A 12,116-nucleotide genomic window follows, 5' to 3' on the forward strand; every position below is an offset into this window, starting at 1 on the left:
AGCTAGATTGGTTTACATTTGTCTCCTCTTAAATCCACTTAATAAAAAATAAATGACTTTACAAGAACGTATTGATTTATCAGAAACACACGTCTGCACGACCGTGTTTCCGTTTTTGACGAATCATCACGATACGCTATTCGGCGGCAAGGCGATGTCCATTATGGACGAAGTATCGTTTATGGCTGCAACACGATTTTGCCGCAAAACGTTGGTGACTGTATCGACGGACCGTATAGACTTCAATAAGGCAATTCCTTCCGGAAGTATTATTGAAGCTATTGCAAGGGTTCAGAATGTAGGTCGGACCAGCTTGAAGGTGAAGGTCGACATATTTCTGGAACATATGTATAAGGAAGGAAGAGAACTTGCAATTGAGGGTGTTTTTACATTTGTCGCCCTGGATGAAAACAAACAGCCAATTCCAGTCCTTGAAGGCTTGGATATCGAATAAAATTTTAGCTTCCGAATGCGGAAACTCAGGGGAGAATTTTTTAAAATTATAACATCGAAAAAGGGACGCGTCTGCGCCCCTTTTTTCTTTGAGAGAGTGATCCAAGAATTTTATAGGTCATCTTTACAACGTTGTGATTCTATGGTGTTTTATGCTTTTTTTTATTCGTTTCGTTTGATTGGGCTGAGGTCATTAAGCTCTTCGGCTGTAAATAGGCGATAATGAACTTTGAAAGTTTTACCCAGTGGAGTTTCCAATGAGAATCCTCCGGGACCAAACCCATCCAGTACATCGAGGGTGAAATGTGCATGTTTCCAATATTCAAAGAGATCACGATCCACCCAAAATTCATATCCTTCGGCTAAGCCTATCATGTCGTCATTCGTCCTCGGAAAATACCCTCCTTCCTCAAAACACTGTGGCTGCGTACCCTCGCAACAGCCTCCGGCCTGATAAAACATTAATTTACCATGCTTTGCTTCAAGTTCATGAATGAGCTCCCTTGCTTTTTCAGTGATGTCTAATCTATTAATCATGGTGAAATCAGTTTATGTGTTTTAGCGTTGGTTCATATGAAATTCAGCGGAAGGGGCAGCATTTGCTCCCCCTAGACTCGGGTATCAAGCTGTTCGAAAAGTATACCCGGTATGCTTCAGTTAAAAGAAACCAAGTTTTTCTTTACTGTAGGAAATCAACATATTCTTAGCCTGTCTGTAATGTGCAAGCATCATTTTATGGTTTTCCCGTCCAATTCCTGATTGTTTGTATCCGCCAAATGGAGCGCCAGCTGGGTAGGAGTGGTATTGATTTACCCATACACGTCCAGCTTGTATGGCACGTGGAACCTGATAAAGCTGATGTGCATCTCGGGTCCATACACCTGCTCCGAGACCATACATGGTATCATTGGCGATGGCAATTGCTTCTTGTTCATCTTTGAACGTGGTCACTGCCAGCACAGGGCCGAAGATTTCTTCCTGGAAAATGCGCATGCTATTATCTCCTTTGAATAGAGTAGGTTTGATGTAGTAGCCTCCTTCAAAACCAGCGCCGACATTGTTTTCATCACCGCCAGTCAATACTTCGGCTCCTTCTTCTTTGCCAAGTTTAATATAGGACATGATCTTATCTTTTTGAATCTTCGATGCCTGAGCACCCATCATTGTTGTTGGGTCTAATGGATCCCCAACTTTGATCTGATTAACCCGATCGACCACTTTAGCGATGAATTTTTCATAAATATCCTCCTGGATCAGTAGACGAGATGGGCAGGTGCAAATTTCGCCCTGGTTGAGCGCGAATAATACGGCCCCTTCAACTGCTTTGTCCAAAAATGCATCATCTGCATCCATTACCGAGCTGAAGAAAATATTGGGCGATTTTCCGCCCAATTCTAGGGTTACTGGGATGATATTTTCAGTAGCATATTGCATGACCAAACGTCCTGTTGCAGTGGAGCCTGTGAATGCTGCTTTGGAAACCTTTGGATTTGTGACCAAGGAACGACCAAGCTCTGCGCCGAAACCGTTGACGATATTGACCACTCCGGCAGGAATCAAATCACCGATGATTTCCATAAGAACAAGAATAGATGCTGGTGTACTTTCAGCGGGTTTTAACACGACAGTGTTCCCTGCAGCAAGGGCCGGAGCTAGTTTCCATACGGCCATCAGAATCGGGAAATTCCATGGAATAATCTGTGCAACAACCCCGATTGGTTCGTGTACAATCAGCGACACCGTATTGCTGTCCAGTTCGCTTATGGATCCCTCTTCAGCACGGATTACACCAGCAAAATACCGGAAATGGTCGATGGCTAATGGGATATCCGCATTGAGTATTTCACGTACAGCTTTTCCGTTATCTATCGTTTCAACGGCTGCGATATATTCTAAATTAGCTTCAATACGGTCAGCAATTTTATTGAGGATAATACTTCGTTCTGTAGCGGAGGTTTTTCCCCAAGTTTCAAAAGCTTTGGCTGCAGTGTTGACAGCGAGATCCAGATCTTCTTTTGTTGAATGGGCAACTTGAGTAAACACTTTTCCGTCTACCGGCGAGATATTATCAAAGTATTTTCCTTGAATTGGTGCGACAAATTTACCTCCAATGTAGTTGTCATATCGTTCTTTGAACGATGGTCTTTTGATTGCGCTCATATGGTTTATTATTAATTATTTTTAATCCCTTCTTATCAAAGTTAGCCAGCAATTATTCAATGGCGTAGCAGAATTGATCCAAAACATAGCACAATTGTGGCAGATGACTTTCGGTCATAATTTATTTTTTTATTATATTTGATTGACTGCCAATTATATTTAATTGTTGCACTATGGGAGATAGGACGCTGATTCATACATTGCCATTTTCGCGCGCGGGCGAGCTTAGCACATTAGTGGAGAACCGACGCGCATTTACGTTAGATAGCTTGGAGCTTAATATCTACGAAACATATCGGGTGTCGCAGCATGTGCCTTTATGTTTTGATGACTTGGTTATGATTAACATGATCCAGGGTAAAAAGATCATGCATTTGGAGAATGTAAAGGCTTTTGACTATCTGCCGGGTCAGATGATGGTGTTGCCTGCATCGGTAGCTATGCATATTGATTTTCCAGAAGCGACCCTCGATCAACCCACGCAGTGTACCGCTTTAACGATTCATAAAGAGAAGATAGCAGCAGTCTTGGACTATCTAAATGAGTTTTATCCGAAAGAACACGTCAATCAGTGGGGGCTTGATCCGGATTTTTTTCATCTGTACAATTCGACTGAGCTTGCCGACCTGGTGAACAAGTTGTTTCAAATTATTATTAGTGAAAACCCGTTGAAAGATGTACTTGCAGATTTGACTTTTAAAGAGCTTACGATTCGGCTACTTCAGTCACAGTCGCTGATTGCATTAAAAATTGGGAAGTCACCTAATAAAGTGCTGTTACACGTGCAGGAATTTATTCAGAAACATATTACAGAGAAAATTTCAATTGGTCTATTGGAGCGGACTGCTCATATGAGCAAAGCAAGCCTTACGCGGATGTTTAACCGTGAACTTGGACTTAGTCCGATGGAGTATGTGATCCAACAGCGTATCGAGAAGGCAAAAAAAATGCTTTTACTCACCCGTAATGTAAAGGAGTCCTGCTATGGGGCTGGATTTAATGATGTCAACTATTTTGTTCGGCTTTTTAAAAGCAGGGTAGGAATGACGCCAGGTGCATTTGTCCTGGCGCGTTAATCTAGAATTTCATCACGCGATCAAGCTCACGTTTAATATCTTTTTCTTTGATGTTTTCTCGTTTGTCAAAATCTTTTTTACCCTGTGCCAAGGCAATTTCAACTTTGGCAAAACCCCGTGAACTGATAAAGATGCGTAGGGGTACAATGGTAAAACCACGTTCTTCCCCTTTCTCTTTCAGTTTTTTTAATTCTCTTTTTGTCAATAGCAGTTGACGGTCGCGTTTTGCCTCATGGTTATAGAAAGATCCCATGGAGTATTCGGCAATGTGCATGTTACGGATGTATAATCCGTCCTCAAAAAAACTACAGAAACTATCGTTAATATTTGCCTTTCCTTCGCGTATTGATTTTATTTCTGTACCCAATAATCGAATTCCTGCAATGTACTTGTCCAGTAAGTGGTATTCAAAAGAAGCTTTTTTATTTTTTATATTGATATCTGAAGATAAAGCCATATATTGTTGTATATTAGTAAGTCTATACCATTGCTATTGCAATGAACCTAAATGTAACTAATTATAGGATAATTTAAAGTTCGCAAATATAATTATTAAAATTGTCTTATTTTAAAGTAGAATTGTGTGGACAGATGTTAGCGGAGTATTAAAATAAAATTAACAGTTTTGGGCGATGTGTTAAAAATATGACTAAATTTAAGTGAAAGTCAGATTATGTTTTCGTATGTTTGCAACGTTTTTGGAATTATTGTGAATCTATACAACGTAGAATTTCAACTTACATTGTGGATATAGCAGATTTTTAGTCGGAGACCGAGTTTTTTATATAAAAGTCCAATTCGATAATTTTGTTTGTTACAATAACATCTAAAAGTTAGAAATAGTTTTAGAAATACCTTTTTATCGCATGAGTAAAGGAAAGTTAGGCGAAAAAATATCGCAATTTAAGATTGTTGAGGAGTTGAAAGCTAAGGGCTTATATGCCTATTTTAGACCTATTCAATCAAAACAAGATACCGAAGTAAAAATCGATGGTAGACGTGTATTGATGTTTGGTTCTAACTCTTATTTAGGGTTAACGACTGATACACGTATTATAAAAGCAGCGCAAGATGCTTTGGAAAAGTATGGTACTGGATGTGCTGGATCTCGTTTCTTAAACGGTACGTTGGATATTCACGTGGAACTGGAAGAAAAATTATCTGCTTATGTAGGTAAAGAATCCGCTATTCTTTTTAGTACAGGATTCCAATCAAATCTAGGGCCTTTGTCATGTCTAATGGGACGTAATGATTATATTTTGTTGGATGAACGTGACCACGCGTCAATTATTGATGGTAGCCGTCTGTCTTTTTCTAAAGTAATCAAATACGGTCATAACAATATGGAGGACTTACGTGCTAAGTTATCACGGCTACCTGAGGATAGTGCGAAGTTAATTTGTACGGATGGTATCTTTAGTATGGAGGGTGATATTGTTAATTTGCCTGAACTTACATCGATTGCCAATGAGTTTGATGCTGCCGTAATGGTCGATGACGCACACAGTTTAGGTGTTATTGGGCACAAAGGAGCTGGTACAGCTTCTCATTTTGGGCTTAATGATGATGTAGACTTGATTATGGGTACATTTAGTAAATCGTTAGCTTCTTTAGGTGGATTTGTGGCTGGTGATGCAGATGTGATTGATTTCTTAAAACATAATGCGCGGTCTGTGATGTTCAGTGCTTCAATGACTCCAGCTTCGGTGGCTTCAACATTGAAAGCTTTGGAAATTATTCAAAATGAGCCAGAGCATATTGAAAAATTATGGAAAAATACAGATTATGCCAAAGCACAATTACTGGATCATGGGTTTGATTTAGGTGCTACGGAAAGTCCTATTTTACCAATCTTTATTCGTAGCAATGAAAAAACGTTCTGGGTAACTAAAATGCTTCAAGATGATGGCGTATTCGTTAATCCAGTTGTTTCTCCTGCAGTTCCTGCGGAAGAGTCTTTGATTCGTTTTTCATTGATGGCGACACATACTTATGACCAAATCGACGAGGCTATTGAGAAGATGGTTAAAGTATTCAAACAAGCTGAAGTTGAAACATTAATATAAAATCTAATCGTATGATTCAGATTGTACCCGTTGAAACAAAGAAACAAAGACGGCTGTTTATAGATTTCCCTCATAGTCTCTATGAGGGAAATCCTAATTATGTACCTGCCTTATTTCTTGAACAAAACGATTTGCTTTCCCCTGACAAGCATCCCTTTTATAAACATTCCCAAGCACAACCTTTTCTAGCTTATCGTAACGATAAGATTGTTGGTCGTATATGTGCCATCTGGAACAACAACCATAATGCCTTTAATCATGTGAATGAAGGACAGTGGGGTTTTTTCGATTGTATAGATGATCAAGAAGTCGCAAACGCGTTATTTGAAACCGCAGAAAAATGGGTTAAAGCTAAAGGTGGGGATACGATCGTTGGGCCGATCAATTTATCGACCAATGATACCGTTGGTTTATTGGTTGACGGTTTTGATAAGCCTCCAGTGGCCATGATGCCCTACAATTCACCTTATTACATCGACTTGATTACCAATTCAGGCTATGGACATAAAGTGGATTTGAGAGCTTATTTGGTTATGGAAAAGTCTGCGGATAAGCGTTCTGTATTGCTTTTGGATAGGCTGGAAGAGCGTTTGAAAAGATCTGGCATTACATTGCGTCAATTCAATGTGAAGGATTTTAAAAACGAGGCAGCAAAAGTTCGTGACATTTATAATAGAGCATGGGATAAAAATTCGGGTTTTGTTCCGATGACAGAGGACGAATTTAATTATACGGCCAAAGATTTAAAAATGATTCTCGATCCACGTTTTGCTATCGTTGCAGAGAAAGATGGTGAGCTTATTGGCTTTGGTCTAGGGATACCTGATATAAATCAGATCCTTATCAAAGTGAAGCGAGGGCGTCTACTTCCTACGGGTATTTTTAAATTGTTATTTGGAAAGAAAAAAATCAACTTGCTTCGTGTACTCATGTTAGGGGTATTGGAAGACTACCGTAAACTTGGTATTGAAGCATGTTTGTATGGCCGAATTATAAAAGAATCAAAAGATTCTAATATTAAGGGGGCCGAATGTTCATGGATGTTGGAGCATAATTACATGATGAACCACGCTATTGAACAAATGAATGGAGAATTGTACAAACGTTATCGTTTGTATCAAAAATCATTATGATAGAAAAAGTATTAATCACCGGAGCGAGTGGTTTTGTAGGCTATCATTTGACAAGAGCAGCGAAAGAGGCGGGGATGGAAGTTCATGCCGCGGTGAGGAAGTCAAGTGATGTTTCAGAAATTCGCTCCGTTGTAGATAAATTTGTTTATCCGGATTTCTCTGATGAAGAGTCTATCAGAGAATTACTGGAAGCGGAAAACTATACCTATGTTGTTCATGCTGCGGCAATGACTCGTGCCAAACATGAAGAAGATCTCGAAAAGGTCAATGTTGGTTATACAAAAAACTTGGCATCAGCTTGTTTTTCTTTAAAAACTCCCATCAAAAGATTTGTTTTCGTTAGTAGTCTTGCGGCGATCGGTCCTGTTAACTATGATGCTAACCTTATCGATGAAAGCAACCCTTATCGTCCTGTTACGGCATATGGTCGTAGTAAGCGGAAAGCGGAGCTCGCGTTGAATGATTTTAAAGATCAGCCACTAACGATTTTGCGCCCTACTGCGGTATACGGCCCTCGTGAAAAGGATATTTTTATTGTTTTTAAAACAATGAATGGAGGCCTGGATGCCTATGTTGGTCGCTCTCCTCAAAAGCTTAGCTTTATTTATGTTGCCGACTTGGTGCAGGCGATCATTCATGCCTGTCGTTTTGACCAAGGTGGAAAGCAGGTGTATAACCTCAGTGATGGACAGGTATATGGCCGTTATGAGTTGGCTAGGTTTTTCAAAGAGTTTAGCCAAAAGAAAATGATTCGTATGCATATTCCTTTGGGTGTCGTGAAGACTATCGCGGTTATTTTTGAACGTTTGTATAAAAATTCTAAAGCAATACCTGTACTATATCCTGAACGGCTGAATGAACTTACAGCTGAAAACTGGGGCTGTGATATCTCGGCGGCTCAGCGTCAGCTACAATACCAACCTAAATATGATTTGAAGAAAGGCTTAATGGAGGCATTGGCTTGGTATAAAGAAAATAAATGGCTATAATCGCAGATAATGAGTGAGTTAAAAATAAATAAAAAACTTTTTCAGGATAGAAAGAGAACAAATATCTTAAGTGAACCCGAACAAAAACTTATCTCGTACCTCGTTCCTAGAATCCCCAATTGGATTACATCGGATGGACTTACGGCAATTGGATTTTTAGGTTCCTTAATGATATTGGGGAGTTTTATACTGGCTGAATATGTTGATATTCGCTATTTACTTTTAGGAATCCCTGGTTTCTTTGTACAATGGTTTGGTGATTCATTAGATGGGCGTATCGCATTCTACCGCAATAAATCCCGCCGCTGGTACGGTTTCGCGCTAGATATTGTAATGGATTGGATCAGTACTGTTTTTATAGGATTAGGATATGTGCTGTATACCGTGGGCGATTTTAAGTATCTGGGATTTACATTGGTCGCATTATATGGCTGGGCAATGATTATTTCTCAGCTCAGGTATAGAATTACAGATAAGTATACGATAGACGCCGGAATTTTGGGGCCTACTGAAATTCGAGTGATTATTTCATTGGTTATGCTCTTTGAAGTTTTAATGCCAGGATCTATTAATTGGTGTGTACTGGTAATCTGTATTGCACTTTTTATAATTAATGCAAATGATACACGCCTACTTCTTAAATTAGGCGATGAAAAAGACAAAGAGGATAAACTAAAAAAACAGCAGGAGGAGGCTATTTAACGATGTCTTCAAAAGTTATTACTTTTTTAAAAGCTCAACTTTCCGCCTTTTTAGGCGGATTGTTTGATTTTGGAGTATACTCTGCTTGTTATAAGCTTCTTCATATCAGTGCTCCTTTTTCTAATGCTATTAGTGGTAGCCTTGGTGCTGTTGTTAATTTTTTGATCAATCGATACTGGTCCTTTGGTAGTACGCAAAAGTCCGTAGGGAGTCAGCTATGGAAATTTGTGATTGTCGTCTGTGGTAGTATTGCATTGAAGTCTACAGGAATTCATTTTCTGGTGGATGTATATCATTTAAACTTTTTGTTCTCAAAACTAGTCGTTGAGCTGCTCGTTTCTTTGGGCTTCAACTATACACTTCAGCGTTTTTGGGTTTTTAAAGCTGAGGAGAAATAGTAATTTCCTTCTTTTTGCGAATCAGCTTTAGCTGGTTTCAGTTTCTTTTCTGTTTTCTGATTCTTTGATCTCTCTTGTTCTTTTCTTACCTAGTTTTGGTTTTGTAGGATGTTAGTTTAGCTCTTGTTTTAGACTAAAAGGGCTTCTTAGCGTCTTATCTCTGTTATATTCCTTCAAATCGCTGTTGTTTTCTGTTTCTTTGGGGCAAATCCGAGGTGAAGCGTGCTACTATCTTATTTGTTGATTCTATTTATTCGCTTTTATTTAGTTCTTCTTTAAACTAGATTTTAATTGGTATTTAGTTAGCTTTTGGTTAGGGTTAGTTTAGCTATAACCTAAGCTATACCTAAACAAACCCTAACTAAACCCTAAGTAAAAGCTATACTAAAATGAGAATTGATCCAGGTTTACTTTAGACTGGTCCCGCCATCCTCTATTCCGCTGCGGTTGCGGTTCCCGGTCACGTCCCATCTCTGTTATATATATCGATGGTATTAAACTATACGGTTCTCTATTCCGCTGCGGCTGCAGTTCGCGGTCACATCCTATCTCTATTATATATATCAATCTATATATATCAATCGTATTAAACTATATTGTTCTCTGTTCAGCTATGTTTACGTTTTCCAATCTCCCTTTCTATGCTGTGTCGGTGGGGCAGTAGACCCGGCAGGTGCAGTTCGGGATGTTTTCGTTGCCAGATGCCGCTATCTGTCCCCATTCCGGCGGCCGGATCAGCCATCCCAGCCTTCCGATCACCTGTTTTACAAAAAGAATCTCGCACCGTTACAGGCAGTTAGGGGCAAAATGAAATAAATAAGAATAAAAGGCTTGGAAGTGATTGTTAAAACTCCCTATCTTTGCACCACTCCGCAAGGGAGGAACGGTTACCCCGAAAGAGGGAATCATGAAAAAAGAAGGGTTTAAGAGAAGCCTGACAGGATTTAAAATCCCGCTCAGTTTATTTTAAACGCGGAAATCGAAAAAAAGGAAAAGAAAAAAACTTTAAAAAGTTTTTGGAAGTTCAAAAAAGATTTCTACCTTTGCAGTCCCAACGGAAACGAAGGGAAAAACAAAATGATAAAGAGGGGCGCAATGCCTATCGGAATATAGCGGATACGGAAGTTGAAGCGCGAAAAGTTCTTTAAGAAAACACAATCATGTAAGCGTGACGAGTAGACAAACGAAAGTCATGAACAAATTCAAGAATTAGTTCAATTCGATCCAAGATCAGAGATATAAAAAAAAGAATTCTGATTATGTAAATAGTTGGAATCAAAAACTTCATTTTACAATGGAGAGTTTGATCCTGGCTCAGGATGAACGCTAGCGGCAGGCCTAATACATGCAAGTCGGACGGGATCCGTCGGAGAGCTTGCTCGAAGACGGTGAGAGTGGCGCACGGGTGCGTAACGCGTGAGCAACCTACCTCTATCAGGGGGATAGCCTCTCGAAAGAGAGATTAACACCGCATAATATATCTGACCGGCATCGGTTGGATATTAAATATTTATAGGATAGAGATGGGCTCGCGTGACATTAGCTAGTTGGTAGGGTAACGGCTTACCAAGGCGACGATGTCTAGGGGCTCTGAGAGGAGAATCCCCCACACTGGTACTGAGACACGGACCAGACTCCTACGGGAGGCAGCAGTAAGGAATATTGGTCAATGGGCGGAAGCCTGAACCAGCCATGCCGCGTGCAGGATGACTGCCCTATGGGTTGTAAACTGCTTTTGTCCAGGAATAAACCTTTCTACGTGTAGGAAGCTGAATGTACTGGAAGAATAAGGATCGGCTAACTCCGTGCCAGCAGCCGCGGTAATACGGAGGATCCGAGCGTTATCCGGATTTATTGGGTTTAAAGGGTGCGTAGGCGGCCTATTAAGTCAGGGGTGAAATACGGTGGCTCAACCATCGCAGTGCCTTTGATACTGATGGGCTTGAATCCATTTGAAGTGGGCGGAATAAGACAAGTAGCGGTGAAATGCATAGATATGTCTTAGAACTCCGATTGCGAAGGCAGCTCACTAAGCTGGTATTGACGCTGATGCACGAAAGCGTGGGGATCGAACAGGATTAGATACCCTGGTAGTCCACGCCCTAAACGATGATAACTCGATGTTGGCGATAGACAGCCAGCGTCCAAGCGAAAGCGTTAAGTTATCCACCTGGGGAGTACGCCCGCAAGGGTGAAACTCAAAGGAATTGACGGGGGCCCGCACAAGCGGAGGAGCATGTGGTTTAATTCGATGATACGCGAGGAACCTTACCCGGGCTTGAAAGTTAGTGAAGAATGCAGAGACGCATTCGTCCTTCGGGACACGAAACTAGGTGCTGCATGGCTGTCGTCAGCTCGTGCCGTGAGGTGTTGGGTTAAGTCCCGCAACGAGCGCAACCCCTATGTTTAGTTGCCAGCATGTAATGGTGGGGACTCTAAACAGACTGCCTGTGCAAACAGTGAGGAAGGTGGGGACGACGTCAAGTCATCATGGCCCTTACGTCCGGGGCTACACACGTGCTACAATGGATGGTACAGCGGGCAGCTACATAGCAATATGATGCTAATCTCTAAAAGCCATTCACAGTTCGGATTGGGGTCTGCAACTCGACCCCATGAAGTTGGATTCGCTAGTAATCGCGTATCAGCAATGACGCGGTGAATACGTTCCCGGGCCTTGTACACACCGCCCGTCAAGCCATGAAAGTTGGGGGTACCTAAAGCATGTTACCGCGAGGAGCGTGTTAGGGTAAAACCGATAATTGGGGCTAAGTCGTAACAAGGTAGCCGTACCGGAAGGTGCGGCTGGAATACCTCCTTTCTAGAGTATCGCGGATCGGTACTCGTCACGTTACATATGATTGCAAAAAGAGAAAACATCAGAAGAAAGTGCCCGCCCCGAAAGGAGCAGTACTGAGAGAAAGAGATGAACAAGATAAGCTAGTCCCGTAGCTCAGTTGGTTAGAGCACTACACTGATAATGTAGGGGTCAGCAGTTCAAATCTGCTCGGGACTACGAAAAAAAGAGGGGAATTAGCTCAGCTGGCTAGAGCACCTGCCTTGCACGCAGGGGGTCAACGGTTCGAATCCGTTATTCTCCACATCTCCGGGAGGAACATCGACAGATGCTCCTAAAATA

Annotated in this window: 11 protein-coding genes, 2 tRNA genes and 1 rRNA gene; 10 read left to right on the forward strand and 4 right to left on the reverse strand. The window is 41.1% G+C overall.

The annotated features are described in order from the left end of the window. Positions 1–52: 52 nt before the first annotated feature. On the forward strand, positions 53–454 hold the full coding sequence (locus HS960_RS23915) for an acyl-CoA thioesterase (RefSeq protein ID WP_075994203.1): 402 nt from the start codon (positions 53–55) through the stop codon (positions 452–454). 161 nt (positions 455–615) lie between these two features. Here HS960_RS23915 and HS960_RS23920 read toward each other — a convergent pair whose 3' ends face one another. Both HS960_RS23920 and HS960_RS23925 read right to left on the reverse strand, forming a co-directional pair. Then, a complete protein-coding gene (locus HS960_RS23920; RefSeq protein ID WP_153845646.1) occupies positions 616–990 on the reverse strand; it encodes a DUF779 domain-containing protein in 375 nt (124 codons plus the stop codon). 120 nt (positions 991–1,110) lie between these two features. Further along, positions 1,111–2,613 (reverse strand): aldehyde dehydrogenase family protein, encoded by a 1,503-nt coding sequence (locus tag HS960_RS23925; protein WP_182330765.1) that lies wholly within the window; start codon positions 2,611–2,613, stop codon positions 1,111–1,113. A 173-nt stretch (positions 2,614–2,786) separates the two neighbouring features. Between HS960_RS23925 and HS960_RS23930 the strand changes: the two genes are divergently transcribed. After that, positions 2,787–3,689: an AraC family transcriptional regulator gene (locus HS960_RS23930; protein ID WP_153845644.1), complete on the forward strand. Its 903-nt coding sequence runs from the start codon at positions 2,787–2,789 to the stop codon at positions 3,687–3,689. Between the two features lies 1 nt (position 3,690). On the opposite strand, the gene smpB is transcribed toward HS960_RS23930, so the two are convergent. Beyond that, positions 3,691–4,146, reverse strand: coding sequence for an SsrA-binding protein SmpB (smpB, locus tag HS960_RS23935; RefSeq protein ID WP_120333714.1), 456 nt, complete (start codon positions 4,144–4,146; stop codon positions 3,691–3,693). Positions 4,147–4,555: 409 nt separating this feature from the next. On the opposite strand from smpB, the gene spt reads away from it, so the two are divergent. The 5 genes from spt to HS960_RS23960 are packed head-to-tail and all read left to right on the forward strand — an operon-like array spanning position 4,556 to position 8,977. Then, the gene (gene spt, locus HS960_RS23940; protein WP_153845643.1) at positions 4,556–5,755 is read left to right on the forward strand and encodes a serine palmitoyltransferase; all 1,200 of its coding nucleotides are present in this window, start codon (positions 4,556–4,558) and stop codon (positions 5,753–5,755) included. An 11-nt stretch (positions 5,756–5,766) separates the two neighbouring features. Beyond that, positions 5,767–6,888 carry a hypothetical protein gene (locus HS960_RS23945; RefSeq protein ID WP_182330766.1) on the forward strand — a complete coding sequence of 374 codons (1,122 nt, stop codon included), beginning with the start codon at positions 5,767–5,769 and terminating at the stop codon, positions 6,886–6,888. Continuing rightward, complete coding sequence (locus HS960_RS23950) at positions 6,885–7,877, forward strand: NAD-dependent epimerase/dehydratase family protein (protein ID WP_182330767.1); 993 nt, start codon at positions 6,885–6,887, stop codon at positions 7,875–7,877. The genes HS960_RS23945 and HS960_RS23950 overlap by 4 nt, the downstream gene beginning before the upstream one ends. Positions 7,878–7,886: 9 nt before the next feature. Next, entirely contained in the window at positions 7,887–8,579 is a 693-nt protein-coding gene (locus HS960_RS23955; protein WP_153845640.1) for a CDP-alcohol phosphatidyltransferase family protein, read from the forward strand. Positions 8,580–8,581: 2 nt separating this feature from the next. After that, the gene (locus HS960_RS23960; RefSeq protein WP_159727189.1) at positions 8,582–8,977 is read left to right on the forward strand and encodes a GtrA family protein; all 396 of its coding nucleotides are present in this window, start codon (positions 8,582–8,584) and stop codon (positions 8,975–8,977) included. 607 nt (positions 8,978–9,584) lie between these two features. Here the strand turns inward: HS960_RS23960 and HS960_RS23965 are convergent. Then, entirely contained in the window at positions 9,585–9,761 is a 177-nt protein-coding gene (locus HS960_RS23965; protein ID WP_182330768.1) for a hypothetical protein, read from the reverse strand. A 507-nt stretch (positions 9,762–10,268) separates the two neighbouring features. Between HS960_RS23965 and HS960_RS23970 the strand changes: the two genes are divergently transcribed. From HS960_RS23970 to HS960_RS23980, 3 genes are all read left to right on the forward strand, one after another. Then, positions 10,269–11,798, forward strand: a 16S ribosomal RNA gene (locus tag HS960_RS23970). Positions 11,799–11,919: 121 nt separating this feature from the next. Then, positions 11,920–11,993: transfer RNA gene (locus tag HS960_RS23975), tRNA-Ile, on the forward strand. Between the two features lie 11 nt (positions 11,994–12,004). After that, positions 12,005–12,078: transfer RNA gene (locus HS960_RS23980), tRNA-Ala, on the forward strand. The last annotated feature ends 38 nt before the right edge of the window (positions 12,079–12,116 follow it).

This window comes from Sphingobacterium paramultivorum (assembly GCF_014109745.1).
Lineage (GTDB): Bacteria > Bacteroidota > Bacteroidia > Sphingobacteriales > Sphingobacteriaceae > Sphingobacterium > Sphingobacterium paramultivorum.